Annotated in this window: 22 protein-coding genes; 20 read left to right on the forward strand and 2 right to left on the reverse strand. The window is 41.3% G+C overall.

Going from position 1 to position 26,084, the window contains the following annotated elements; genetic code table 11:
- Positions 1-129 precede the first annotated feature (129 nt).
- The 13 genes from safA (at position 130) to yajC (ending at position 13,782) form a co-directional block, all read left to right on the forward strand.
- Positions 130-1,416 carry a SafA/ExsA family spore coat assembly protein gene (gene safA / locus ACXAEO_RS02610; RefSeq protein WP_474877632.1) on the forward strand — a complete coding sequence of 429 codons (1,287 nt, stop codon included), beginning with the start codon at positions 130-132 and terminating at the stop codon, positions 1,414-1,416.
- Complete coding sequence (locus ACXAEO_RS02615; RefSeq protein ID WP_474877634.1) at positions 1,400-2,416, forward strand: phosphotransferase; 1,017 nt, start codon at positions 1,400-1,402, stop codon at positions 2,414-2,416. The genes safA and ACXAEO_RS02615 overlap by 17 nt, the downstream gene beginning before the upstream one ends.
- Before the next feature lie 66 nt (positions 2,417-2,482).
- Positions 2,483-3,268, forward strand: coding sequence for a YhcN/YlaJ family sporulation lipoprotein (locus ACXAEO_RS02620; RefSeq protein ID WP_474877637.1), 786 nt, complete (start codon positions 2,483-2,485; stop codon positions 3,266-3,268).
- 398 nt (positions 3,269-3,666) lie between these two features.
- Positions 3,667-5,055 (forward strand): sigma-54 interaction domain-containing protein, encoded by a 1,389-nt coding sequence (locus ACXAEO_RS02625; protein WP_474877641.1) that lies wholly within the window; start codon positions 3,667-3,669, stop codon positions 5,053-5,055.
- Between the two features lie 39 nt (positions 5,056-5,094).
- Positions 5,095-6,420 carry an aspartate aminotransferase family protein gene (locus ACXAEO_RS02630; protein ID WP_474883921.1) on the forward strand — a complete coding sequence of 442 codons (1,326 nt, stop codon included), beginning with the start codon at positions 5,095-5,097 and terminating at the stop codon, positions 6,418-6,420.
- Entirely contained in the window at positions 6,417-7,781 is a 1,365-nt protein-coding gene (locus ACXAEO_RS02635) for a YjiH family protein (protein WP_474877643.1), read from the forward strand. Before ACXAEO_RS02630 ends, ACXAEO_RS02635 begins: the two co-directional genes overlap by 4 nt.
- A gap of 346 nt (positions 7,782-8,127) precedes the next feature.
- Positions 8,128-8,634, forward strand: a complete 507-nt coding sequence (locus tag ACXAEO_RS02640; protein ID WP_474877645.1) for a BofC C-terminal domain-containing protein — start codon at positions 8,128-8,130, stop codon at positions 8,632-8,634.
- 329 nt (positions 8,635-8,963) lie between these two features.
- A complete protein-coding gene (gene ruvA / locus ACXAEO_RS02645; protein ID WP_474877647.1) occupies positions 8,964-9,575 on the forward strand; it encodes a Holliday junction branch migration protein RuvA in 612 nt (203 codons plus the stop codon).
- 75 nt (positions 9,576-9,650) lie between these two features.
- Entirely contained in the window at positions 9,651-10,652 is a 1,002-nt protein-coding gene (ruvB, locus tag ACXAEO_RS02650; protein ID WP_474877649.1) for a Holliday junction branch migration DNA helicase RuvB, read from the forward strand.
- Positions 10,649-10,849, forward strand: a complete 201-nt coding sequence (locus tag ACXAEO_RS02655; RefSeq protein WP_474877651.1) for a DUF2905 domain-containing protein — start codon at positions 10,649-10,651, stop codon at positions 10,847-10,849. The genes ruvB and ACXAEO_RS02655 overlap by 4 nt, the downstream gene beginning before the upstream one ends.
- 140 nt (positions 10,850-10,989) lie before the next feature.
- Positions 10,990-12,018 (forward strand): tRNA preQ1(34) S-adenosylmethionine ribosyltransferase-isomerase QueA, encoded by a 1,029-nt coding sequence (queA, locus tag ACXAEO_RS02660; RefSeq protein ID WP_474877654.1) that lies wholly within the window; start codon positions 10,990-10,992, stop codon positions 12,016-12,018.
- Between the two features lie 60 nt (positions 12,019-12,078).
- Positions 12,079-13,218, forward strand: a complete 1,140-nt coding sequence (gene tgt / locus ACXAEO_RS02665) for a tRNA guanosine(34) transglycosylase Tgt (RefSeq protein WP_474877656.1) — start codon at positions 12,079-12,081, stop codon at positions 13,216-13,218.
- A 303-nt stretch (positions 13,219-13,521) separates the two neighbouring features.
- Positions 13,522-13,782 carry a preprotein translocase subunit YajC gene (gene yajC, locus ACXAEO_RS02670; protein WP_474877659.1) on the forward strand — a complete coding sequence of 87 codons (261 nt, stop codon included), beginning with the start codon at positions 13,522-13,524 and terminating at the stop codon, positions 13,780-13,782.
- Positions 13,783-13,883: 101 nt separating this feature from the next.
- On the opposite strand, the gene ACXAEO_RS02675 is transcribed toward yajC, so the two are convergent.
- On the reverse strand, positions 13,884-14,261 hold the full coding sequence (locus ACXAEO_RS02675) for a TIGR04086 family membrane protein (protein ID WP_474877661.1): 378 nt from the start codon (positions 14,259-14,261) through the stop codon (positions 13,884-13,886).
- Positions 14,262-14,416: 155 nt separating this feature from the next.
- On the opposite strand from ACXAEO_RS02675, the gene ACXAEO_RS02680 reads away from it, so the two are divergent.
- Positions 14,417-15,073 (forward strand): DUF421 domain-containing protein, encoded by a 657-nt coding sequence (locus ACXAEO_RS02680; protein WP_474877663.1) that lies wholly within the window; start codon positions 14,417-14,419, stop codon positions 15,071-15,073.
- An 81-nt stretch (positions 15,074-15,154) separates the two neighbouring features.
- Here ACXAEO_RS02680 and spoVB read toward each other — a convergent pair whose 3' ends face one another.
- Complete coding sequence (gene spoVB / locus ACXAEO_RS02685) at positions 15,155-16,705, reverse strand: stage V sporulation protein B (protein WP_474877665.1); 1,551 nt, start codon at positions 16,703-16,705, stop codon at positions 15,155-15,157.
- 266 nt (positions 16,706-16,971) lie between these two features.
- On the opposite strand from spoVB, the gene ACXAEO_RS02690 reads away from it, so the two are divergent.
- The 6 genes from ACXAEO_RS02690 (at position 16,972) to ACXAEO_RS02715 (ending at position 26,077) form a co-directional block, all read left to right on the forward strand.
- Complete coding sequence (locus ACXAEO_RS02690; protein ID WP_474877668.1) at positions 16,972-17,268, forward strand: post-transcriptional regulator; 297 nt, start codon at positions 16,972-16,974, stop codon at positions 17,266-17,268.
- A 120-nt stretch (positions 17,269-17,388) separates the two neighbouring features.
- Entirely contained in the window at positions 17,389-19,629 is a 2,241-nt protein-coding gene (gene secDF / locus ACXAEO_RS02695; RefSeq protein WP_474877671.1) for a protein translocase subunit SecDF, read from the forward strand.
- Between the two features lie 137 nt (positions 19,630-19,766).
- Positions 19,767-20,660, forward strand: coding sequence for a cation diffusion facilitator family transporter (locus ACXAEO_RS02700; RefSeq protein WP_474883923.1), 894 nt, complete (start codon positions 19,767-19,769; stop codon positions 20,658-20,660).
- 73 nt (positions 20,661-20,733) lie between these two features.
- A complete protein-coding gene (gene recJ, locus ACXAEO_RS02705; RefSeq protein ID WP_474877674.1) occupies positions 20,734-23,094 on the forward strand; it encodes a single-stranded-DNA-specific exonuclease RecJ in 2,361 nt (786 codons plus the stop codon).
- Positions 23,094-23,606: an adenine phosphoribosyltransferase gene (locus ACXAEO_RS02710; RefSeq protein ID WP_474877676.1), complete on the forward strand. Its 513-nt coding sequence runs from the start codon at positions 23,094-23,096 to the stop codon at positions 23,604-23,606. The genes recJ and ACXAEO_RS02710 overlap by 1 nt, the downstream gene beginning before the upstream one ends.
- A gap of 281 nt (positions 23,607-23,887) precedes the next feature.
- The gene (locus ACXAEO_RS02715; RefSeq protein WP_474877681.1) at positions 23,888-26,077 is read left to right on the forward strand and encodes a RelA/SpoT family protein; all 2,190 of its coding nucleotides are present in this window, start codon (positions 23,888-23,890) and stop codon (positions 26,075-26,077) included.
- Positions 26,078-26,084: the final 7 nt, after the last annotated feature.

A 26,084-nucleotide genomic window follows, 5' to 3' on the forward strand; every position in this document is an offset into this window, starting at 1 on the left:
TGGAGTGGGCCAGCCTCTTTTTGTGAAGAATAAATCAACCATCCCAAGCATATGTTGTGATGAAGCATATTAGCAATTTGCCTATAACGACATACACTATAAAGATTTTTTCTCGGGAGGGGAATTATTTTGAAAATCCATATCGTCCAAAAAGGGGATACTCTTTGGAAAATCGCTAAAAAGTATGGAGTCGATTTTGAAGAGTTAAAGAAAATGAACTCACAATTGAGCAACCCTGATATGATTATGCCTGGAATGAAAATTAAAGTTCCTAGCGGAAGCGTATCAGTTAAAAAAGAAGGAATGTCAGGTGGCATGAAAGAAATGCCGATGGCAGAACATCCATATGCAGATCAAACAAAAACGTATCCAGTGACGGAAATTGATGATGAACCTGCTCCTAAAATGCCAGTAAAAGAGATGCCGATGCAGCCAATGCCGATAAAAGAAATGCCAATGCAGCCGATGAAAGAAGCGCCGGTGGCTCCGAAAAAAGAAATGCCAGTCGTACCTAAAATGCCGGTACTGCCAAAGCTGCCTCCGATTCAGCCGATGAAACAAGATGTAGATGTGACGAATACAGACATTAATACAAATTTTTATACGTTAAACATGTCCCTTCCACCAAAGCCGCCGGAAGCGCCAAAGCCAGAGAAAGAAATGCCGGTCATGGAAGAGTCTTCAGAAGAGATGGAGATGCCGATGATGCCACAAATGCCGCAAATGCCGATGGCCGCACCGACCTATATGCCGCCATGCGTTCCGGTACATCCGACATGTATGCCTGTTCCAATCACGCCGGTGATGCCAGGTTATGGATACAATTTTGTTCCATGCGTCCCTTGTCCTCCTGGTGCCATGCCGATGCAGTACCCAGTTATGGGTCATCATTCAATGTATGCCCCTTCGATGATGGCTGGGCAAGAAATGCAAGGAGTTCCTATGATGGAAGAGTCACCTGAAGTGATGGGCATGCAAGACATGGGAGATGGAGGGTATATGCCACCTCACATGTCTGACTACGGTATGGACGCCGAACAAGGATATGATATGCCGATGCAAGGGGCCCCAATGATGCCGCAAGAAGGTATGCAAGGGGTAGAAGGGATGGCAATGCCTCAAGGATATGGTGCTGCTCCGTACATGCCAATGCCACCGATGCAGGACTGTGGCTGCGCACCTCAGCCTTATTATGCACCTATGCCTTATGCGATGCCGCAAGCTCCATATGGTTATATGCCACAGGCGGCTGCTCCATACGGGTACGCGCCTCAAATGAATCCATACGGAATGATGCCTGGCTACATGCCGCAGCAAATGGGAATGGCACAGCCATACGCACAACAACCGCGCATGGAAGACGATGATTTCTTTGGCTTCCCTGATTTTGAAGAAGACGATGACGACATCGTTTAATAGCAGAGTAGAACGAGACGATTTGTTTATCAATCGTCTCGTCTTCTTTCTAAAGAAGCAAACAGGTCTGCCTATTTATGGAGCTTCGGTTCTTAACAAGAACATGTATCTTCTTTACACAAAGAGAGGCAAGAAGGTCATTAAAGGCTATGCAGATTTGGCTCGCCTTCAATCGATTCATGTCTCGTTGAAGGAAATGGTGAACGCTGGTTTTACGAATGCGGTTTTATATGAGCCTTATCCGAATGGAGAATTGGCTGTTTTGTTTAGCAATCAACATTGGGCGATGATGCCATATGTTCCTTCTGGCTCACCAATTCGGTACGATACCTTCCATGACAGGGAGGAGATGATTTACTTAATGAAGTGGTTTCATCAATGCGGGAAGAGCGTCTTATCTGCTATATCTAATTTTTTGCCACAGTTTTATTTAGCTGACTATTGGAAGAGCAGGTTAAGACGATTTGAGGAAAACTATGAGAAGTTGCTTCCGTACATATCAGAATCGGATCAAAAATTAATGAGCGAATGGGGACGCAAAAGTCTTTTTCTATTTCAGCAGCTTTGGTCAAAGCCATCCGCAAGTGGCACTATTTTACATGGAGATCTTGCATCACATAACGTGTTGAGAACGCAAAATGCCAGGTTATGGCTTATTGATTTTGACTTAATGGCTGTTGGATGTAAAGAATATGAATACATTCAGCTTATTCAGCGATTTTTCATCTACACGAAATGGTCGTTATCGACGTTGGAACAGCATCTGTTTATCCGGAATTTACTGAAGAGCCATTGGGTGCTATGTTTACTTCTGTTTCCTTCGGATTTGATGAGAGAGTGGAATCACTTATGCGCATGGCCAAGGGCTATTCCAGCAAATCGACTTCAAATTTTAGTTAATCGAACGAAAGAAGAAATCCATTATCGTCAGTCCTTTACGCATGAAGTAATGAGACGTTTGGATAAGTTACCGGTAACTAACAGCATAATCCTCCCGTAAAAGCTAAATGCTATGAAGGAGCGTTATCGTTTTGTGCGCTCAAATGTTGCGTAGGGGGGATTTGTGTTGAATAAAGTAAATGCCGCCGTAATTAGTTTTGCCTGTGCCGCTGCTTTAACAGCTTGTAATACAAACGACGAAGCGGGAAACCAGCGCTATGATGATACAACAAGACCTATTGGGTATTACTCCAATGAAAAAGATATGCGTATGGTAAATCGAAACAATGCAAACGATCGCAACGGAAATGCTGTTATTATGAATGACAACGATGGTCCAGTTACTGAAATCATGGATCGTACGACAAGAGATGCCGGTGTTAAAAATGGAGACACGTTGAATGTACGTAATAGCATTAACCGTATGAACACGATGTCAGAAGCGCCTACGCTCCCATACGGACATCAACGGGATGGATTGTTTTACGGGAGTGCCCGACTTGGTGCAGACGATGACCGTAATTACCATGGTCATTTAAATTCGACGGATGCCAGAGCTAAGACTTCTTATTATGAAGGAAAAGATGGCGACTTTCTTCAAGATATTGTGAACAGGGTAGAACGTATAAAAGGTGTAGAAGATGCACGCGTACTAAAAGAGGGCAAGCGTATGCTTGTAGCCGTGGACGCCGATACGACAAATTCTGCTTTGCTTGAAAAAGAAATTCGTCAGCGATTATCAGATGTTCAATCAGCTTACAACCTTCAAGTTACAGTTGATGATGGGATTTATAACAGTGCCCGCAACATTGACAATGATTTACGTGACGGAGGAGCTGATGGATTAATTCGCACAAACATTAACAGTTTGTTTGAAACCATTGATGAACAAGTAAACCGAAGTACACGCTAAGTTAAAACATCAACACAATATTTACAACAACCCGTCATAAAAATCCTGTCATAAAGGGTTTTTATGACGGCTTTTTTTGTGTGTGAATCTGTTTTTGCTTTACGAAAGGGTGTCTTATTAATGGTTAGTAAACCCGTAATGTCAACAAACGATGAGCAGTAAAAAAATAAAAAACTCACGGATGAAAGGATTTTATTCTTTTATGAATAATATATTTATAATCGAATAAAAACGAAGTAGTGAAAGTGCAAAAATTTTTAGTTTTTTTTGAAAAAAAGTGGTATTTATCAATGGTTTTAGTATATAATGACATCAATTAATGAAATTTTATTCATCATGTTGTTTTTATATTCATTTGTGTATAGTGTTATTCATAACTGAATAAGGTGGGAGGGGGGATGAAGATGCATGATATGAATATTTTGGTTGAATGGGACGAGAAAGAAGAAATTCTTTCGTCATTTGATGAAGACATCATCGTTACAGATGTTAGCGGAAAAATCATTAAGGTGACGACAGGAAGTGGAGAGCATTATGGAGTGAAGCCGGAAAGTCTTCTCGGTCAGAATGTATATGATTTGGAGAAGAAAGGGGTATTCGATCCGGCTATTACTCCGTACGTACTGCGTCAAAAGAAAAAAGTGATTTTAATTCAGACAACTTCCACAGGAAAGAAAATTTTAGTTACAGGTATTCCGCTTTTTGATGAACAAGGAGCCATTCAACGCATCATTAGCTACACATATGACCTTTCAGAGATGCTTGTCATCAAAGATTATTTGAAAGAGCTCGAAGAAGAGATGTCGAGAATGAAAGGCGAACTAGCGGTGCTTAGGCAGCAGCATCTTCATATTTCAGGTCTGATAGCCGAAAGTGAAGAAATGAAGCATGTAGTAGAGAAAGCGAAAAAAGTGGCTGACTTTGATGTAACCGTACTGTTAACGGGGGAGTCTGGAGTAGGGAAATCGACCATTGCAAAATGGATTCATCAACAAAGTTCAAGAAAAAACGGTCCGTTCATTGAGGTTAATTGCAGCACAACACCAGAGCTTTTGTTTGAGGCAGAGTTTTTTGGGTACGAAGGAAGAACATTCGACGGCACAGACAAGCAAGAAAAAGTCGGAATTTTAGAAATGGCTAGAGAAGGAACGCTGTTTTTAAACGAAATAAATGAGCTCTCTAAACCGATGCAAGTGAAATTGCTGAAAGTTATGCAGGAAAAACAGTTTTACCGTGTGGGCGGAAAAACACCGATTAAGGCAGATTTCCGATTAATTGCCGCATCTCATCACCAATTGGAAAAAGCGGTTGAGGAAAACGTGTTTCGAGAAGATTTATTTTTCCTGTTGAATGTCATTCCAATCCATATTCCGCCATTAAGAGAACGGAAAAAAGATTTAGTGGCATTAATTCCATTCTTTTTAGACAAATTTTCTTCCCTTCATCAGAAAAGCATAACTTTGGAGGATTCCGTACTAAATGGATTAACAAGTCTTTCATGGAAAGGCAATGTACGAGAACTAGAGAGTGTGATGGAACGAATGGTCATTACGGGGGATGTTAGTGTTGGTTATGAAGAAGATGGATCAGCCTCGTATTCATCACTGAAAGGAAAGAATAGCCTGTCTTTAGATAGCAATCAAACGCTGCCAGAAGTGTTGGAGCAGGTAGAAAAAAATATGATTTTACAAGCGTTAGAAACATGCGGGACAACCATTGAAATGGCTAAAGTATTAGGGATTAGTCAGCCTAGTGTGGTCAGAAAATTAAAAAAATACACAAAGTAACGAAAACATCTATTAGATAAAAGGCGGGGGACATGTATGATGACAAAAGATTGGGTTTCATTAGTGGATAATATTTCAAATTTATTAGCACCGAGTATGGCAAAAGACCATCCTAATTTGCCTGTTGTGAAGGCGGAAGGTTGTTATTACTACGGAGCAGATGGGCGTAAATATTTAGATTTCACCTCAGGAATTGCTGTTGAAAACGTTGGTCATCGCCATCCAAAAGTTGTTGAAGCGATGAAGGACAGCATTGATCATCTCGTTCATGGACCTTCAGGTGTCATCATTTATGAATCCATTTTACGGTTGGCAGAAGAATTAGGAGCCATCACACCGGGGGATTTGGATTGCTTTTTCTTTGCCAATAGTGGAACAGAAGCGATTGAAGGGGCAATTAAGTTAGCTAAATATGCGACGAAGCGTCCGTACGTAATTTCATTTACTGGCTGCTTTCATGGACGATCAATGGGAGCATTAAGTGTATCGACTTCAAAAAGTAAGTACCGCAAGCATATGCAACCATCGTGGCTCACATATCAGCTGCCGTATGCGGATCCTGAATTATGTCCGGAAGGTGTGGAAGTAGAACGTTATTTAACAGAAAAACTGGAGCGAGATTTTGAAACCCTTTTCAATCATCAAGTAGACCCTGAAGAAGTAGCGTGCGTTATTCTTGAACCGGTTCTTGGAGAAGGCGGCTACATTATTCCACCGAAAAACTGGTTGCAGAAAGTGCGCGAAATTTGTGATCGTTACGGAATCTTGTTAATCTTCGACGAAGTGCAAACAGGGTTTGGTCGCACAGGGGAATGGTTTGCCGCTCATACATTTGAAGTCACACCAGATATTATGGCTATTGCAAAAGGAATTGCCGCGGGTCTGCCGCTTAGTGCGACGGTTGCGTCGAAGGAATTAATGGCGAAATGGCCGCTTGGTGCCCATGGTACAACCTTTGGAGGAAATCCGGTTGCTTGTGCAGCGGCACTTGCCTCTATGCAGGTCATAAAAGAAGAAGGGCTTCTTGAACATACGAGAGAAACAGGGCGTTATGCGATGGAAAAGCTAGAACAGCTTAAAAATCAATATTCCATCATTTCAAGCGTGCGCGGAGTGGGGCTAATGATTGGTATTGAAATCCGCAATCCGCTGACAAATGAACCGGATGGAGAAGCGGTGTTAAAGATTTTAGATGCGGCTTTGCAAAAAGGAGTGCTATTTTACTTATGCGGAAACTCCGGGCAAGTTATTCGCATGATTCCTCCGTTAGTGGTTACAAAAGAAGAAATTGATTTAGGGTTACACGTGCTGGAGGAAGCCATTCAAGAATATGAACAGCAAATGAAATGGGGGCATAGCGGATGAAGGCAGAAATTAAAATTCAAGAACGAGCAGGCAGTAAAGGGTACTTGAAATTTTTTCTTCCTTCATTAATTGGAGTTTTGTTGTTTTTAATTCCAGTCACCTATAAGGGAGAAGTGACTATCGGTGTAGGGATTATGGCCGCTTATCTGCAAGAGATGTTGGCTGATTATTTACCAGGTCTCATTGTAGCCATTATGGGGGTTTCCGCTTTATTATCGGTTGTATGTAAACTATTTGACATAAAGCGAATTAATGAGAGTCGTTTTTTTAGCGGGCTGTTTAAAGTCGGTGTTGGGTTAATCATTGTTCGCGTCGTCGGGTTTGTGTTTGCGGCGCTTACTTTATGGCAAATCGGTCCAGAGTTCATTTGGTCAAGAGGGACGGGAGGGGTCGTGTTATTTGATCTTGCACCCGTTCTAGTAGCCTGGTTCCTCTTTGCAGGTCTCTTGCTTCCGCTGCTCGTGGAATTTGGCTTAATGGAATTCATTGGTGTACTAGTTCAAAAAATTATGCGTCCGCTGTTTACTTTACCGGGGCGTTCGTCCATCGACTGCCTTGCTTCATGGATGGGAGCAGGCACAGTCGGGGTGCTTGTAACAACTAAACAATACGATGAAGGCTATTATACGAAAAGGGAAGCCGCGGTCATCGCGACTAATTTCTCCATTGCTTCCATTGCTTTTAGTTTAATTGTCATTAGTTTTCTAAATTTAAGCCATATGTTTGTGCCATTTTACTTAACCGTTGTTATAGCAGGAGTAGTGGCAGCGGTCATCGTTCCGAGAATTCCTCCTCTTTCTCGAAAGCAAGATACGTATTATGAACATGCTGGAAAGCAAATTGACGAAACGATTCCCGAAGGCGTGTCTAAGTGGAAGTGGGGACTAGAGCAAGCAGCAGACAAAGCCAATCGTGCTGCCGATGCGAAAACACTCGCTAAAAATGGAGTGGAAACGGTGCTTGATATTTGGTTTGGATTATTACCGCTTGTGATGAGTTTAGGAACAGTAGTTTTAATTGTTGCGGAGTACACAAGCTTTTTCCAAATTATTTCGTATCCGCTTATCCCGATTTTGAATGTTCTGCAAATCCCAGAAGCCCAACAAGCGGCGCAAGCATTAATGATTGGGTTTGCTGACATGTTCTTACCGGCTGTTATTGGAAGCGGCATTGAGAGTGAATTGACACGCTTTGTCATTGCATCTGTTTCGTTAACACAATTAATTTATATGTCGGAAATCGGTATCTTAATTATGCGCTCTAATATTCCGCTGACTTTTGTAGAGCTATTCATTATCTTCCTCCAGCGCACCCTTGTGACATTGCCAATTGCTGCACTCATTGCACATATGCTTTTCTAGTAGAATGAAAAAGTTTGGCATATCCGTTCTTTCAGTGTGTCGGACGGATATATTCTGCTTTATAACTAAATGTGGTTTTATATGGAAAAAATAACGCTGATTTGGTGTTCTTTATGTCCCTCTTGAGTGAACCGACAAAGCTTCACCTAAGCGGCTGACGCCAACCTCGAAAGGGGGGCGACAGCCGCTTAGGTCTAAAAAGCCCGACATGATCTGTTCCTTGGTCATGCTGAGCTTTCTAGGTCGATTTATTTAAAAAGGATAAAACTTCTAGATGAGGAAAAGATATAAATAGTCTTATCCCCATTTAGAAGTTTTAATTTTGTCTGTAGGAAGGTGAGATGGGATGTTCATTCATCAGCGAACCGGCATTTTTTATTTGATGATCGGCGTATTCATATATACAAATCTATTTGGTGAAAGCGTTCAAGCCCAACAAGTTGAAGAAGGCATCACCGTTTTTTTAGAAAGGGTATATGTGGACGGAGTGGTCAGTCAAGAAGTCATCCGTCATGCAAGCAATTCGAAACAAGAGATTTTAGAGGTTTATGAGCCTTGGAGGGTGATTAAAGAGGGAGAACGTGAGCTGATTTTGCGTACGTATGTCGATGATATTTCTCCGTTATTAAAGGCTAACGGCTATTTAGGCATTTCCGTTGACAATATCTTGTCCATTTACGAAGGAGACCCTGCTGAATCTACAAAAGTTATTCAATCGTTTTTTCAAATTGATGTAGAGAAGCTCGAAAGTCATCATCGACAAAAATTAAAAAAAGGTATACGGGTTCATTCAAAGGATGAGTATGTAGCGCTTATGGAATTTTTTCAATTGTACTCGCTTCGTTCCCCGTAAACGACTAAGTTTTTCACCGCTTTTGCAGGCTACTTAAGAACGTTTAGCATGCAGAAGCGGTGAATTTTTGTCTCGTATTAATGGGCAGTAGAATCTAGACCTCAAAACTTGGGTAATCGGAGAAGATGAAGTTGGAACTAACTGCCCTAAAATGAAGGAACGTACGTTTGTTGAACATGGTATAATGGAAGTAGTCAAATTCATTTTAAATGTGGTAGCATAAAGAAAATGTCTGTTTATAGGCAGTAGTCTGCTGTTTATACACTGGGATATGAAAATGAGTACCAGTTTAAGAATGACGAAGTGAAATCATTGAGGGAGAGAATAGATTGTTTGATTATATAAAAGGAGTTATTACGTACTTAAATCCTGAATATGTTGTCATCGAAAACAATGGAATTGGCTATCAATTGTTCACGCCGAATCCGTATGTATTTACGATTAATTTAGAAGAGGAAGCGACCATTTACACGTATCATTATGTGCGTGAAGATATCATTGCATTATACGGATTTTCGTCCCGTCAAGAAAAAGGATTATTTATGAAGTTATTGAGTGTGTCAGGAATTGGTCCAAAGGGAGCGTTGGCGATTTTGGCATCAGGAAATCCAACACAGCTTGTTCAGGCCATCGAAGAGGAAGATGAGAAGTTTCTCGTGAAGTTCCCGGGGGTCGGAAAGAAAACGGCGAGGCAGATGATCTTAGATTTGAAAGGAAAGCTTCAAGATTTACTGCCTGGTGTTATGCCAGACTTGTTTACAGATGCTGAGGAGCTCGACACAATGACAAGCGGGTCAGAAGCGTTGGATGAAGCGGTTGAAGCGTTAAAAGTACTCGGCTATGCGGAACGTGAAATTAACAAAGTCATTCCGGAGCTAATGAAAGAAAAGTTGACAACGGATCAATATATTAAAAAAGCTTTGCAAAAGCTGTTAAAATAGAGACCGGTTTGACATGGACAGATGAACATAGACAGTGAAGAAAGAATGATGGCGGGAAAAGGAGAGGGGGATTGTATGGATGAACGAATTATAACGGGGGATGCGATGCAAGAAGAAGAACTTTTGGAACAAAGCTTGCGTCCCCAAACGCTGCAGCAATATATTGGTCAGCAAAAAGTGAAATCTCATTTGGAGATTTTTATTGAAGCAGCCAAAATGCGCCATGAGACGTTGGATCATGTACTCTTATATGGTCCGCCAGGATTGGGGAAAACAACGCTTGCGGCGATTATTGCCAACGAGATGGGCGTACAGCTTCGGACGACATCAGGACCGGCAATTGAGCGTCCGGGGGATCTTGCAGCCATTTTAACTAGTTTAGAGCCAGGTGACGTATTATTTATTGATGAGATTCATCGTCTTCATCGTTCGGTAGAAGAAGTTCTCTACCCAGCCATGGAGGATTTTTGTCTGGATATTGTCATTGGGAAAGGACCGAGCGCCCGGTCTGTGCGTCTTGACTTACCGCCTTTTACATTGGTTGGGGCGACGACGAGAGCCGGGTTGCTTTCATCACCTCTTCGAGACCGCTTTGGGGTGTTAAGTCGTTTGGAGTATTATCAAACAGAGGACTTGGCTAATATTGTAGAAAGGACCGCTGCTATTCTTGACGTCGGGATTGAAGCGAAAGCCGCCGTTGAAATTGCGAGAAGGTCTCGTGGCACGCCGCGTATTGCCAATCGCTTATTGCGCCGTGTTCGTGATTTTGCCCAAGTGCGAGGCGATGGAGACATTACGACGAAACTGGCGGGAGAAGCGTTAGAACTCCTTCAAGTAGACCGATTAGGACTTGACCATATTGACCATAAACTGTTGACGGGGATTATTGAAAAGTTTCGCGGGGGCCCTGTTGGACTCGATACCATTGCTGCTACCATTGGAGAAGAGTCTCACACCATTGAAGATGTGTATGAACCGTACTTACTGCAAATTGGTTTTCTGCAAAGAACACCGCGTGGACGAATTGTTACAAATCTTGTGTATGAGCATTTTCAAATGGAGGTACCGGAAAGATGACAGAGCTTCCAAAAATGCTGATGGCAATGGGGGGCCTTTTATTGATTGTTGGCTTTCTTTTACAATTTATCGGAAAGCTCCCTGGTGACATCGTGATTAAAAAGGAAAACACGACGTTTTATTTTCCCATTGTTACTTCTATTGTGGTGAGTGTTGTGTTATCATTGATTTTCTTTATAATTGGCAAAATAAAATAATCCATATTAAAGTACTAATGTGGAGTGATTTTTCCTTTTCTGCGTGAACGTCAAGTAAATGTGGAAAAGGACGGCAAGAATAAAAACGATGAATGATGTGAAAACATTAAGTAAGATTTATACAGAAACAGGTGACAAGTATGAAAGTGGATTTGTTTGATTTTTATTTACCAGAGGAATTAATCGCTCAAACCCCGCTTCAACAGCGAGATGCGTCAAGATTAATGGTATTAAATAAAGAAACGGGCGATTTGCAGCATGAAACCTTTCCTAACGTGTTATCCCATTTAAAAGAGGGAGACTGCCTTGTGTTAAATGACACGAGAGTAATGCCGGCTCGTTTATTCGGAACAAAAGAAGATACGGGTGCTGGAATTGAAGTGCTCCTTTTGAAGCAAACGGAAGGTGACGTGTGGGAAACTCTTATTAAGCCTGCTAAACGAGTGAAAGAAGGAACGATTATTACATTCGGAGACGGCCGTTTGCAAGCGGAATGTGTCGGAATGGGCGAACAGGGAGGTCGTGTACTTCAATTTAAGTATGACGGTATTTTCTATGAAGTGTTAGAGCAACTTGGCGAAATGCCTTTACCGCCGTACATTAAAGAACGTCTGGATGACCGAGAGCGCTATCAAACGGTGTTTGCTCGTGAACAAGGATCGGCTGCTGCCCCAACGGCAGGACTTCACTTTACAGAAGAATTACTTGAAGAAATAAAAAGCAAAGGGATACATATTGCTTTCATTACGCTACATGTCGGTCTTGGAACGTTCAGACCTGTTAGTGTAGATAATCTTGAAGAGCACGATATGCATGCGGAGTTTTATCAAATGAGCGAAGAGACAGCTTCTTTGTTAAACGAGGTACGCAAGCAAGGCGGACGTATCGTTTCTGTCGGGACGACGACAACGCGAACGCTTGAAACCATTGCGTCTCAGCATGATGGGAAGTTTATCGCATCTTCAGGCTGGACAAGCATCTTTATTTTCCCAGGCTATGAATTTAAGGCCATTGATGGGATGATTACGAATTTTCATTTGCCGAAATCAACATTGATTATGTTGGTGAGTGCCCTTGCCGGTCGTGAACACGTATTGCGTGCTTACAACACGGCGGTAGAGCAAAAATATCGCTTTTTTAGCTTTGGCGATGCAATGCTGATTATTTAAACATTTGGCTTGGTGAACTTTTGTCACAGCTAAAAACATAGGAAGGAAAGATTAAAAAACATGACGGCTATACGTTACGAATTAATTAAAACTTGTAAGCAAACAGGAGCACGTCTCGGTATCGTTCATACACCTCATGGTTCGTTTGAAACACCGATTTTCATGCCGGTCGGAACATTAGCGACAGTTAAAACGATGTCGCCGGAAGAATTGGTACAAATGGGTGCTGGAATTATTTTAAGCAATACGTACCATCTTTGGCTTCGTCCGGGGCACGAAATCGTGCAAAAAGCAGGTGGACTGCATCGTTTCATGAACTGGGACCGTCCGATTTTAACAGATTCAGGCGGCTTCCAAGTATTCAGTTTGAGTGAGTTCCGCCGCATTGAAGAGGAAGGGGTACACTTCCGCAACCATCTAAATGGCGATAAGCTGTTCTTGTCCCCAGAAAAAGCGATGGAAATTCAAAATGCACTTGGTTCGGATATTATGATGGCTTTTGATGAATGTCCACCATATCCAGCTGAATATGATTACATGAAGTCGTCTGTCGAGCGTACAAGCCGCTGGGCAGAACGATGCTTACAAGCCCATGCGCGTCCAAATGACCAAGGGTTGTTTGGTATCGTTCAAGGAGGCGAGTATGAGGCGCTGCGCCGACAAAGTGCGAATGACTTAGTTTCAATGGACTTCCCAGGGTATGCAGTCGGAGGGTTGTCTGTTGGAGAGCCGAAAGATGTGATGAATCGTGTGCTTGAGTTTACGACGCCGCTATTGCCAACAAACAAACCGCGTTATTTAATGGGCGTAGGAACACCAGATTCCTTAATTGATGGAGCGATTCGTGGAATCGATATGTTTGACTGCGTATTGCCAACACGTATTGCCCGTAACGGCACGTTAATGACAAGCGAAGGAAGACTTGTGGTGAAAAACGCTAAGTTTGCGGATGATTTCCGCCCGCTTGATGAAAATTGTGATTGCTATACGTGCAAAAACTATTCAAGAGCGTACATTCGCCACTTAATTCGCTGTGATGAAACATTCGGAATTCGTTTAACATCTTACCATAATCTTTATTTTCTGTTAAAATTGATGGAGCAAGTACGTGAAGCAATCCGTGAAGACCGTCTGGGCGATTTCCGTGAAGAGTTCTTTGAAAAATACGGGTTCAATAAACCGAACGCGAAAAATTTCTAATGCCACAAAAAGGTTGGAAAAAGAGAGGGATCTACTCTCTTAGACTTATCTTAAAGTGTCCGCTTGACGAAGAATAAGCGGTCCGTCATTGTCGATAAGTTCAACTTCTGCTCAAAAGAAGGTATCGTTCCTTTTTAGAGCGGAAGTTTGCTTTATATGTCAGGCTTTTTCTAGCCTCTTCTGTTTGGGAGAAACGAGGAAATAGCGAACTGTTGCTGCTTTCACGATGTCATCAGTCAGGAGAAATAGGCGGCGTTATTGAGAAGAAGCCGACCATTTTATAAAAAAGGAGGAACATACATAATGGAACTTTTTGCAAGTATTTGGCCGCTTTTATTAATGTTTGCGATTTTTTACTTTTTGTTAATTCGCCCACAGCAAAAGCGTCAAAAAGCTGTACAGCAAATGCAGTCTGATTTGAAAAAAGGGGACAAAGTTGTCACAATCGGCGGTATGCACGGAATGGTGGATGCTATCGATGAAGGACAGGTTGTCATTAAAAGTGGCGATGGCGCTCGTTTAACGTTTGATCGTGCAGCCATTCGTGAAGTGAAAAACGACTAATGTGTGAAGCCCTCTTCCTTTCCCGGATAAACCGTGACAAGGAAGAGGGCTTTTTTCATTATGTGAGTGAGCGATGTTGAAAAGGTTTTACGATTTTTTCATCATTTATTGGCTGTAAGATTTACCCCGAAAACGCCGCCTAAAACTGCTGTAGCGATAAATGCGCCATGAAACATTAGCTGCTGGGGGGTGAAGAGTGTATCATAGCCTAAAAACTGAATTAAAAATACAACAACCGAGTAACAAAGACCTGTAGCTGCTCCTAGTAGCCATCCTTTTGTTTGACCTTTTCCTCCTGATACAAATCCTCCGATGAACAATGTGAGGAAAGATAAAATTAAAACAGGTAAGTAAATGGATTGTTCGTTAAGGTTGGTGAATTTTAATAAAAGAGAAAATAAAAGCCCAACCATAAGCGCCAGTACCAAAATCGTTCCTACCCCGAATAAAACGGCACTTCCCATTCGTCTACTGTCCATGATGCACGCCTCCTTTTAGCGGTTGGATAATGTAGATACCTTTAGTACGAGCATATTCAGCTTGTTCCGAAAATAGAATTACAGATTTGCTGTCATGTTTTTTATCTACTTGTACACACTATGTGGTGATACATGTTGAGACGGAGGTTATAAACATGGAGTTGCTCATCATTGTCGCGCGTACGGTTCTTTTGTACTTTATCATTTTAGTCATTTTTCGATTGATGGGAAAAAGAGAAATAGGCGAATTGAGCATTTTAGATCTCGTTGTGTTCATCATGATTGCAGAAATGGCGGTATTGGCCATCGAGGAGCCGAAAGATCCGTTAATTCACACGATTTTACCGATGGTTGTTCTGTTTGTAATTCAAGTGGGATTAGCTTATTGGTCATTAAAAAACCAAAAAGTAAGAGAGTTGCTTGATGGGAAGCCTAGCGTAATTATTGAGCACGGAAAAATTAATGAAGAAGAAATGAAAAAACAGCGTTACAATTTTAATGATTTGCTCGTCCAGCTTCGGGATAAAAACATTAAGAACATTGCAGATGTGGAATTTGCCATTTTAGAGCCGTCTGGAAAGCTGTCTGTCTTTGAAAAAGAAGAACAGCATAAACGAAAAAAACAGCCAACGAGCTTAAATCTTCCCTTCATTGTGGATGGAATCATTCAAGAGAATCACCTAGCACGTGAAGATAAAACCCATTTATGGCTTCGGCAAGAATTGCGGAAACTCGGTTACAAGGATATAAAGCAAATTTCATATTGCAGCTATAACAACGGTGTCTTCTATATCGATTTAAAAGATGAATGAACAGCCCGAACTGAAAGCATCGTGTATATGTTTTCGGTTCGGGCTGTTGCTATTGGTTCGTCGTTATCGAGTCAAACTGTTCTATCGTTTTCGGAACGGATTTAAAGCAGAAAAGCGCCGGATTTCCTCCTTCGTAACTAGTTTGAATAGGTAGAGCAAGAGGAAATAGATGATGGACGTCATGGAAATAGCTGCAAGGGTGTTAAGGGCTAAGTTTCCTTTTTCCAGAAACGGCATATAAGTAAAATGGGCGATGAATCCAGTTAAAATCATCACGATAAACCCTTTCACATAATCGGCAATATGAAGTTTATAGGATATAGCTTTCATAACTGTCGAGAGGTGAAGAAGTGTGACAAGCATGATGCCAATGACGATGGCAAGCGCAGCGCCCATAATGCCAAAACCTGGTCTTGTCGCCAGCATGAAAATTAACGCAATCTTAACAGCGGCGCCAATAAAGCTGTTCATCATCGCAGCCTGTGCCAGATTTAAAGCCTGTAGTACCGCTTGTAGAGGGCCTTGGAAGTAATAAAAAATAAAAAATGGCGCCATAACTTGAACGAAAACAGCTGCTTTCGCAGAGCCGTACATGAGTTGCATGACTGGTTCTGCGAAAATATATAGCACAACAACAGCCAGTCCTCCTGTCACGAATGACAAGCGCAATGCCTGATGAAGCCGATGTTGAATTTGTAAAAAATATTTCTGGGCCATTGCTTCACTAATGGCGGGAACGAGAGAGGTGGAAAGCGAAACGGTAATAAAAGAAGGGAGCATGAGAAGGGGTAGAGCAAATCCAGTTAATTCCCCGTACTGTTTAGTCGCTGTAATCGTTGTCACCCCCGCGATGGCTAGACTTTGAGCAACAACAATCGGTTCTAAAAACCAAGAGATGGATCCAATCATTCTGCTTCCTGTTGTCGGCAAGGCAATGCTCATTAATTCGTAAAATGTGACTTTTCCGCTTTTTAACGATTGGAAAAAACGTGGGCGAACTTTAACGTGTTTTTTTAATTTGAACATGAACAACATATATATCAAAGATGCGAGCTCCCCGAAGACGGCTGATAGCATAGCGCCTGCCGCGGCATATTCAATTCCGTATGGGAGAAACGCTTTTGTGCAGACAGCGACAAGTAAAATCCGAACAATTTGTTCAATTACTTGAGAATAAGCAGCAGGCTTCATTTGCTGTCTTCCGTGGAAATAACCGCGAATGATGGAAGAAACTGCGATAATAGGAATAACAGGCGTAATGGCAATAAGCGGATAGTAGGTACGTTCGTCTGTAAAAAACGTTTTCGCAATGAGAGGGGCCATTACAACTAATAAAACGGTAAAAATGACGCTTAGTATGGATGTAAGGGAAAGAGAAACAATTAAAATCTTTTTTATTTTTCGTCTATCATTTAGTGCCTCGGCTTCCGCCACTAGCTTCGAAATGGCTACGGGCAAGCCAAGCTGTGTAGCTGTTATAATAAGAAACATCGTAGGGACAGCCATCATGAACAGTCCTACACCTTCATCTCCAATTAACCGTGCAATCACGATTCGATTAATAAATCCAAGTACACGTGTAATTAATCCAGCAAGGATTAAAATGAGCGTACCTTTCAAAAATTTAGACATGCTATACTCCCTGCCTTCTCAAACGATTTATTATTTTATACAATGAAAATATATGCAAGTCCCATGGCCAAGCATGACAGTTATCTAAATCTACAGTCATCCTTTTACAGCGTGAAGAAGTTATCCTCTTAAGAGGAAGGATAACCGAATGAATCAATGAGCGGAGGATGAAGACGTCAAAATTATAAGGGAGATTGGAAACAGAAAAGCTGGACGATAATGAAAAAAGCGCGTGATGTAAGTGCGAAATGAAGAGGGTGGGTTGGATGTTGAATGAAGGAGCAAGGCAGCTGCGGACAAAAGCACAGCCGGCAATTCAAAGTAAAATGGAAGAATTCCAATTAATAGGGTATGGTCATATTGAAGAAAAACAAATATGGGATTATTTAGAAAATAAAAAATGGAAAAAAGATGAGGGAGACAAAATGCTCCATCAGATTATTAACGATATCATGACCGTTAAAGCAGGGGATATCATTAATTTTATGGCCATGCAATCATATAAAAATACCTCTTTTGAAAAAGAGGATTTTATGGAAGAATGGAAGGACTTATTGAAATAAAGATAAGAAAAGCTTGTTTGACAGGTTTGTTTTTATGAATGATAATAGGAATATTGGTGAGTTACTTTCCTTATTTTCTCAGCATGTTCTTGCTTACATAAGAAGGAGGATTTTTTACGAATGGTAAAGAGAGGACGTATCGTTGCGTTCTTCCTCTTAGTGCTGCTTATTTTTGGCACAATGGGAGCGACAGTCAGCGACATTACAAATCGAATTAAGCTCGGCCTGGACCTTCAAGGCGGCTTTGAAGTGTTATATGAAGTGAAGCCGGCTAAAGAGGGCGATGTCATTAATCAAGAAGTGCTGAATAGCACTGTGCAAGCGTTGGACAAGCGTATTAACGTACTGGGAGTGAGTGAGCCCAGCATTCAGATTGAAGGCGAAAATCGCATTCGTGTTCAACTCGCGGGCGTAAAGGATCAAAACAAAGCTCGTGAACTTCTATCTACTCAAGCGAAATTATCATTCCGTGATGTGAATGATCAATTATTGATGGATGGAACAGATTTGGCGCAAAATGGTGCCCAGCAATCGTTTGATGAAACAGGTCAACCGAATGTGGCACTTAAATTGAATAGTGCAGAGAAGTTCAAACAAGTGACAGAGCAAGTGCTCAGCATGGGTTCACCAAACAACCTTCTTGTTATTTGGCTTGATTATGAGGAAGGAAAAGATTCCTTCCAAGCGCAAACAGGACAACAAGAGCCGAAATATTTATCCGCAGCATCTGTAAACCAAGTATTCAACACTGATGAAGTGACGATTACTGGAAGCTTCACGGTACAAGAAGCGCAAGAGTTAGCGAATTTATTGAACGCAGGTGCATTACCAGTTGAATTAGAGGAAATGTATTCTACATCGGTCGGTGCTCAGTTTGGTGAAAAAGCTCTTGATAAAATGATTAATGCAGGATTTATCGGGGTTGGAATTGTCTTTTTATTTATGCTTTTTTACTATCGTTTACCAGGCTTAATTGCAGTCATCACATTAAGCATCTACGTATACCTTATTTTACTTGTGTTTGACTGGATGAACGGGGTTCTGACGCTTCCTGGTATTGCAGCCCTTCTCTTAGGGGTAGGGATGGCGGTAGATGCCAATATTATCACATATGAACGGATTAAAGATGAACTGAAGTCAGGGAAGTCGGTCATTTCCGCTTATCGAGCAGGTAACCGACGCTCGCTGACGACCATTTTAGATGCCAATATTACGACCCTTTTGGCAGCAGGTGTGCTGTTTGCGTATGGTACAAGCTCTGTTAAAGGATTTGCGACGATGCTTATCATCAGTATCTTGGCAAGCTTTATTACCGCGGTATACGGAACGAGGTTGTTCTTAGGGCTATGGGTCAACAGTCGCATCTTAAATAAAAAACCTTCTTTCTTCGGTGTGAAACCTTCTGATATTCAAGATTTATCAAAAGATGATGGAAATCAAGAGATTCCAACACGATTTGACCGCCTTGACTTTGTTAAATATAAAAAGGTATTCTTTACCTTCTCGATTGTTATTACGGTTTTAGGTGTGTTGTCTCTTGCCATATTCAAACTGAATTTAGGGATTGACTTTGCGAGTGGAACACGTGTTGAAATTACAGCAACAGAAGTTGTTTCCGCTGATAGCATTAAAGAAGAGCTAAAAAATCTTGATTTAGAACCGAAAGATGTTGTCATCTCTGGTAATAACAATGATGTTGGGGTGGCTCGTTTTATTGGGGTTCTTTCAAAAGACGATATCGGAGAATTGAAAACATATTTCAAAGAGAAATATGGAGCAGAACCGAATGTTAGCACGGTTTCGCCGACAGTCGGAAAAGAATTAGCCCGCAATGCTTTGATTGCTGTGTTGATTGCATCAATCGGCATTATTTTATACGTATCTGTGCGCTTCGAGTTTTACATGGCGTTAGCAGCTGTTATTGCGTTGCTGCATGATGCATTCTTTATGATTTCGTTCTTTAGCCTTTCACGTTTAGAAGTGGATTTAACGTTCATTGCTGCTGTTTTGACTATTATTGGTTATTCAATCAATGATACGATTGTTACGTTTGACCGTATTCGTGAACATATGAACGATAGAAAGGTGAAGACGAAAGAAGATTTAGTTTACATTGTGAATCGAAGCTTGCGAGAAACGTTTGCTCGCTCCATTAACACAGTGTTGACGGTAATCTTCACCGTTGTAGCCCTTATTTTCTTTGGAAGCGAAGCAATCTTAAACTTCTCTATTGCTTTACTTGTTGGATTAACACTAGGGGTATACTCTTCCTTATTTATTGCCGCACAGCTATGGCTTGTATGGAAGACAAAATCTTTAAATAAACCGCGTAAAATTGAAGAAGACATCATTGAACCATAATTCAATGCTAAGCCGCAAGGAAATTTCTTGCGGCTTTTTTGTGTAAAAGAAGAGAAAAGCGGGAAATCTTCATGTCATGGGAAAAGTCGGGTATTCTATATACTGTTAGTGATGCTCATTTAAAAGAGGTGTGGAATGTGAATAAAGAAGAGCGGTTTAAGCAAGCCCAGTTCGCAGCGATGATAGGGATTGTTGGCAATATTATATTAGCCGGCATTAAATGGTGGGCTGGCGTTGTCTCAAACAGTCGTGCCCTTGTAGCAGATGCGGTTCACTCAGCATCCGATGTGGCTGGTTCTTTGGCGGTTTACATAGGGGTAAAAGTAGCAAAGGAGCCGCCTGATGAGGATCACCCGTATGGACATGGCAAGGCCGAATCGATTGCAGCCATTATTGTAGCTGTTTTGTTGTTTATTGTAGGGATTGAGATCTTCAAATCTTCCGTTGAAGCGTTTTTTGAACCGATTGAACCTCCGAAAATGCTCGCTATTTATGCTACATTGCTGTCAATTATCGTGAAAGAAGGCATGTTTCGTTATAAATATAAGTTAGGGAAACGAATTAAAAGCGACGCGATTATTATTAATGCTTATGAGCACCGTTCAGACGTGTTTTCATCTATCGCAGCTTTAATTGGAATCGGGGCAGCCATTCTTGGTGAACGAATTGGTGTACCTTGGCTTGTCTATGCAGACCCGATGGCTGGTCTCCTTGTGTCGTTTCTGGTATTAAAGATGGCATGGCAGCTTGGCTCACAATCCATCCACAATACATTGGACCATGTCCTTCATTACGAAGATACTCTTCAGCTGAGAGAAATGGTCATGGCAGTACCGGGGGTGAAGAAACTAACGTCCTTTCAGGCAAGGGAACATGGCCATTATGTTATCATTGATTTAAAGATTTCAGTAGATCCGATGATTACGGTAGAAGAAGGGCACCGAATCGGAAAAGCGGTGAAAATGAAGCTGATGGAAGAGCCAAACATTCAAGATGTATTAGTGCATATTAATCCTTATTCAGAGGATTGATAACTATCAAGCATCGTTCCATTGCCGGTCCGCATCCACTCTAGTATAATAATGTGGGTTAAGGGGTGAGGATATGCTGAAATCAAAAAAACGATGGAGGATTCAACAGACAAATCATGAACTGATTGAACAGTTTGTGACAACCCTCGAGATTACACCTCTCGTTGCTTCACTGTTAATTAATCGCGGCATTACGACAATTGAATCTGCGGAACAGTTTTTAAAGATAGATCAACAATCATTCTATGATCCATTTTTATTGGATGGAATGAATGAAGCGGTGGAACGAATTAAACAAGCAATTGAACATCATGAAAAGATTATGATATTTGGCGACTACGATGCGGATGGGGTCAGTAGTACATCTGTTCTGCTGACAGCTTTAACTATGATGGGGGCGGACGTCGATTTTTATATTCCAAACCGTTTTACAGAAGGGTACGGACCGAATGAGTCAGCTTTTCGTTTGATTAGTGAACAAGGCTATCAGCTCGTTATTACGGTCGATACAGGAATATCGGCCGTTCATGAAGCCGCTTTGGCGAAAGAGCTTGGCTTTGACTTAATTATTACAGACCATCATGAACCAGGCCCGGAGCTTCCAGAAGCGTATGCCATTATCCATCCGAAAAAGCCTGGCAGCCACTATCCATTTAAAGAATTGGCGGGTGTTGGTGTTGCTTTTAAACTTGCTCATGCTTTACTTGGGGAAGTGCCAGAGCATTTGCTAGAGCTTGCTGTCATTGGAACGATTGCCGATTTGGTGCCGCTGCAAGGTGAAAACCGTCTTATTGCAAGCAAAGGATTGAAGCATTTACAGCGAACGAACCGTCCTGGCATTCAGGCGCTCTTGCGCGTATGTGGTGTTAAGCAGGAAGACATCAATGAAGATACAATTGGGTTTGCTATCGGTCCGCGTATTAATGCGGTTGGTCGTTTGCAATCGGCAGATCCGGCCGTTCATTTGCTTATGACGACAAATGAAAGCGAAGCGAGGGAACTTGCAGAAGAAATTGACGGATTAAATAAAGAGAGACAGCAGTTAGTCAATGAAATGACGGAAGAAGCGATTTCTATCGTTGAAAATCTGTATCCCCCTGAAGAAAATGGTGTGCTTATTATTGCCCAAGAAGGCTGGAATGCTGGGGTAGTCGGCATTGTGGCTTCACGTTTAGTGGAACGTTTTTATCGTCCGACTATTGTGTTAAGCATCGATTCTGAAAAAGGCATGGCCAAAGGCTCTGCCCGAAGCATTGAAGGCTTCGATTTATTTGCTAATTTATCAACATGCCGAGATATTTTGCCCCACTTTGGCGGTCATCCAATGGCAGCTGGGATGACCTTGCAAATGCAGGATGTCGATGAATTAAGAAGCCGCTTGAACACACTAGCGTACGAAAAACTGACCGAAGAGGATTTTATTCCCATTACTATGGTCGATACTGTTTGTCAGGTAGAAGATATTACTCTTTCCGCCATTGAACAGCTACGAAAACTGGCTCCTTTCGGCATGAGCAATACGAAACCGAAAGTACTCGTAGAAAATGTCCATATTTCATCCATTCGAAAAATTGGAGCCGATCAAACTCATTTGAAATTGACGTTTGAAGAAGACGGGAAAACAGTAGACGGAGTTGGTTTCGGTTTAGGTCGTTTATATGATGAAATATCCCCCATTTCGAAAATTTCCCTTGTGGGCGAGTTGACGATTAACGAATGGAATAATATGCGAAAGCCGCAGTTAATGATTGAAGATATTGGCGTTAGCGAGTGGCAGCTGTTTGATTATCGAAGCGTAAGAAGTACAGAACAATTTTTTAAATCCATGTTCACAACAGATATGACGGTCGTTTATTTTGCTGAAGAGACGATTACAGAAAACGACAAGCAAACGTTTGGGGAGCATCTCGTCTATATTCCAGGGATGGAAGCAGCGTCCGCTTTTGATTCAAATGAAAAACAGGTAGTGTTACTGGACTTGCCTTCCTCTATGGAGCTTATAGAAACGCTTTTCCGGAGTGGAACACCTTCACGGATTTATACCGTATTTCTATCAAAAGAGGACCATTATTTTCACACGATTCCAACACGCGATCATTTTAAATGGTATTATGCGTTTTTGGCGAAAAACAGTCCATTTGATTTGAATCGTTATAAAGAGGAACTAGCGATCCGAAAAGGGTGGTCAAAAGATACAATTGATTTCATGTCAAAGGTGTTTTTTGAATTAGAATTTGTTACAATAAAAAATGGTCTCATTTCGTTGATGAAAAATGGAGCAAAACGTGATTTAATAGAATCTGCGACTTATCGTCGCAAACAAGAACAAATTCAGTTGGAGAAAAAATTTGTATACACATCGTATGGCCAACTGAAGCAGTTGTTTGATGAGATACTGAACAACTGCGAAATTGATGAGGAGGCAACAAATTAATGGATTTCAAGCAATATATAACAATCGTGCCGGATTGGCCAAAGCCGGGCATTATCTTTAAAGATATCACAACGTTGATGGATAATGGCGAAGCGTATAAAGCAGCAACAGATGAAATCGTGAAATACGCAAAAGAAAAGGAAATTGATATCGTCGTAGGCCCAGAGGCGCGCGGCTTTATCATTGGATGCCCAGTTGCGTATTCTTTAGGTGTGGGCTTTGCACCGGTTCGTAAAGAAGGCAAACTTCCGCGTGAAGTCATTAAAGTTGAGTATGGTCTTGAGTACGGAAAAGATGTTCTCACGATGCATAAAGATGCCATTAAACCTGGACAACGTGTATTAATTACAGATGACTTATTGGCAACTGGCGGCACGATTGAAGCGACAATTAAACTTGTTGAGCAACTTGGCGGAATTGTTGTAGGTACGGCATTTTTAATTGAGCTGTCAGAATTAAACGGCCGTGACAAATTAAACGGCTACGATGTCTTTACATTAATGAACTATTAATAAGAATTGCCGAAGAACCCAAAAAGTTCTTTGGATGCGTTCAATTCAAATGAACACAGGAAATCACCTTTTACCATTGTTTATGAATGGTAAAAGGTGATTTCTGTTTATCCCGAAATGTTTATGAGCAAGATGAAACGGAAGGTGTCTGAAAAATCTTTCGAGAAATGCTTTACATCTTTGAACATTTTCATGATAATAGTTACAATATGAATTTATAAAATGACATTATAGACCCTTTCAATGATGGAAGGTTTATTTTATTGATAAAAGGTGATTTCATGGCAAATGAGCAAGTGTTAACAGCTGAACAAGTAATTGAGAATGCTGGGAAATATTTGTTTGGTGATGATATAGACTTAGTAGCAAAAGCCTATCAATTTGCAAAAGATGCTCATAGTGAGCAATATCGCAAATCAGGGGAGCCGTATATCATTCACCCAATTCAAGTAGCAGGGATTTTGGTTGATTTAGAGTTGGATCCAACGACCATTGCAGCGGGATTTTTACATGATGTGGTAGAAGATACAGATGTTACACTTGAACAATTAAGAGACACATTTAACGATGACGTTGCCATGTTAGTCGATGGTGTGACCAAACTCGGAAAAATTAAATATAAGTCAAAAGAAGAGCAACAGGCGGAAAATCATCGCAAAATGTTTGTAGCGATGGCTCGTGATATTCGTGTCATTTTAATTAAGTTGGCAGACCGTTTGCACAATATGCGTACGCTAAAGCACTTGCCTCAAGAAAAGCAGCGCCGTATTGCCAATGAAACGTTGGAAATTTTTGCGCCGCTTGCTCATCGTCTCGGGATTTCCAAAATTAAATGGGAATTAGAAGATACGGCTTTGCGCTATTTAAATCCGCAACAATATTACCGGATTGTCAATTTAATGAAACAAAAGCGTGCAGAGCGCGAGCAATACATTGAAGAAGTGATTGACGAAGTACGGGGACGGGTGAACGAAGTTTCCATTAAAGCGGAAATTTCGGGGAGACCCAAACATATTTATTCTATTTACCGAAAAATGGCGTTGCAAAACAAACAATTTAATGAGATTTATGATTTGCTGGCGGTTCGGATTATCGTTAATAGCATTAAAGATTGTTATGCCGTATTAGGTATTATTCATACATGCTGGAAACCAATGCCGGGCCGGTTTAAAGATTATATAGCGATGCCGAAACCAAACATGTACCAATCTCTTCATACAACGGTTATTGGACCTAAAGGTGATCCGCTAGAAGTGCAGATCCGTACAGTCGATATGCATCATATTGCTGAATACGGGGTAGCGGCACACTGGGCCTATAAAGAAGGGAAAACCGTGAATGATCCTGCTTCTTTTGAGGACAAGCTCACATGGTTCAGAGAAATACTAGAATTCCAAAATGAGTCCACAAATGCAGAAGAGTTTATGGAATCATTAAAGGTCGATTTGTTTTCGGATATGGTGTACATTTTTACGCCGAAGGGAGATGTTATTGAACTTCCTGCGGGATCTGTTCCAATCGATTTTGCTTACCGCATCCATTCAGAAATCGGCAACAAAACAATTGGTGCGAAAGTAAACGGCAAGATGGTGACGCTTGATTTCAAATTGAAAACCGGTGACATCATTGAAATTTTAACATCGAAGCATTCATACGGACCAAGCCAAGATTGGTTAAAACTTTCTCAAACTTCTCAGGCGAAAAATAAAATCCGTCAATTTTTCAAAAAGCAGCGTCGTGAAGAAAACATTGAAAAAGGAAAAGAGCTTGTTGAAAAAGAAATCCGTAATTCCGACTTTGATTTTAAAGAAGTGCTTACTCAAGATAACCTAAAAAGAGTGGCAGAGAAATTTAACTTTTCCAATGAAGAAGATATGTATGCCGCCGTTGGCTATAACGGTATTACAGCTGCTCAAATTGCGAACCGTCTAACCGAAAAATGGCGAAAACAGCGGGACCAAGAGCAAGAAATTAAAGAAATTATGAATGAAAGCAAGCCAGCTCTAAAAGGGAAAAGACGAGATTCTGGTGTAGTTGTTCAAGGAATTGATAACTTATTAATTCGTTTATCCAAATGCTGTAACCCTGTACCTGGAGATGAAATTGTCGGATTTATCACAAAAGGACGCGGGGTATCTGTTCACCGCAGCGATTGCTTGAATGTTCATACAGGAGAAGCGGAAAACCGTCTTATCGCAGTGGAATGGGAGTCTCACATTAAAGAGGGCAGGGAATTCAATGTTGAAATTGAAATTTCCGGTTTTGACCGCCGAGGTTTGTTGAATGAGGTCTTGCAAGCTGTCAATGAAACCAAGACAAACATTTCGGCTGTGTCAGGGAGATCTGATCGGAATAAGATGGCTACCATCAATATGTCGATTTCCATTCAAAATATTAATCACCTTCATAAGGTGGTCGAGCGGATTAAGCAAATCCGGGATATTTATTCAGTACGAAGAATTATGCATTAGAAAGGAT

The organism is Bacillus sp. ABA4_010 (assembly GCF_056159105.1).

Coding starts and splice junctions, on each gene's coding strand:
- ACXAEO_RS02630 (WP_474883921.1), top strand. CDS start 5,095: ATGACAAAAGATTGGGTTTCATTAGTGGATAATATTTCAAATTTATTA.
- queA (WP_474877654.1), top strand. CDS start 10,990: ATGAAAGTGGATTTGTTTGATTTTTATTTACCAGAGGAATTAATCGCT.
- ACXAEO_RS02715 (WP_474877681.1), top strand. CDS start 23,888: ATGGCAAATGAGCAAGTGTTAACAGCTGAACAAGTAATTGAGAATGCT.
- ACXAEO_RS02615 (WP_474877634.1), top strand. CDS start 1,400: ATGACGACATCGTTTAATAGCAGAGTAGAACGAGACGATTTGTTTATC.
- ACXAEO_RS02625 (WP_474877641.1), top strand. CDS start 3,667: ATGAAGATGCATGATATGAATATTTTGGTTGAATGGGACGAGAAAGAA.
- ACXAEO_RS02655 (WP_474877651.1), top strand. CDS start 10,649: ATGACAGAGCTTCCAAAAATGCTGATGGCAATGGGGGGCCTTTTATTG.
- secDF (WP_474877671.1), top strand. CDS start 17,389: ATGGTAAAGAGAGGACGTATCGTTGCGTTCTTCCTCTTAGTGCTGCTT.
- spoVB (WP_474877665.1), bottom strand. CDS start 16,705: ATGTCTAAATTTTTGAAAGGTACGCTCATTTTAATCCTTGCTGGATTA.
- ACXAEO_RS02710 (WP_474877676.1), top strand. CDS start 23,094: ATGGATTTCAAGCAATATATAACAATCGTGCCGGATTGGCCAAAGCCG.
- ACXAEO_RS02690 (WP_474877668.1), top strand. CDS start 16,972: ATGTTGAATGAAGGAGCAAGGCAGCTGCGGACAAAAGCACAGCCGGCA.
- recJ (WP_474877674.1), top strand. CDS start 20,734: ATGCTGAAATCAAAAAAACGATGGAGGATTCAACAGACAAATCATGAA.
- ACXAEO_RS02675 (WP_474877661.1), bottom strand. CDS start 14,261: ATGGACAGTAGACGAATGGGAAGTGCCGTTTTATTCGGGGTAGGAACG.
- ACXAEO_RS02640 (WP_474877645.1), top strand. CDS start 8,128: ATGTTCATTCATCAGCGAACCGGCATTTTTTATTTGATGATCGGCGTA.
- yajC (WP_474877659.1), top strand. CDS start 13,522: ATGGAACTTTTTGCAAGTATTTGGCCGCTTTTATTAATGTTTGCGATT.
- ACXAEO_RS02680 (WP_474877663.1), top strand. CDS start 14,417: ATGGAGTTGCTCATCATTGTCGCGCGTACGGTTCTTTTGTACTTTATC.
- ruvB (WP_474877649.1), top strand. CDS start 9,651: ATGGATGAACGAATTATAACGGGGGATGCGATGCAAGAAGAAGAACTT.
- tgt (WP_474877656.1), top strand. CDS start 12,079: ATGACGGCTATACGTTACGAATTAATTAAAACTTGTAAGCAAACAGGA.
- ACXAEO_RS02635 (WP_474877643.1), top strand. CDS start 6,417: ATGAAGGCAGAAATTAAAATTCAAGAACGAGCAGGCAGTAAAGGGTAC.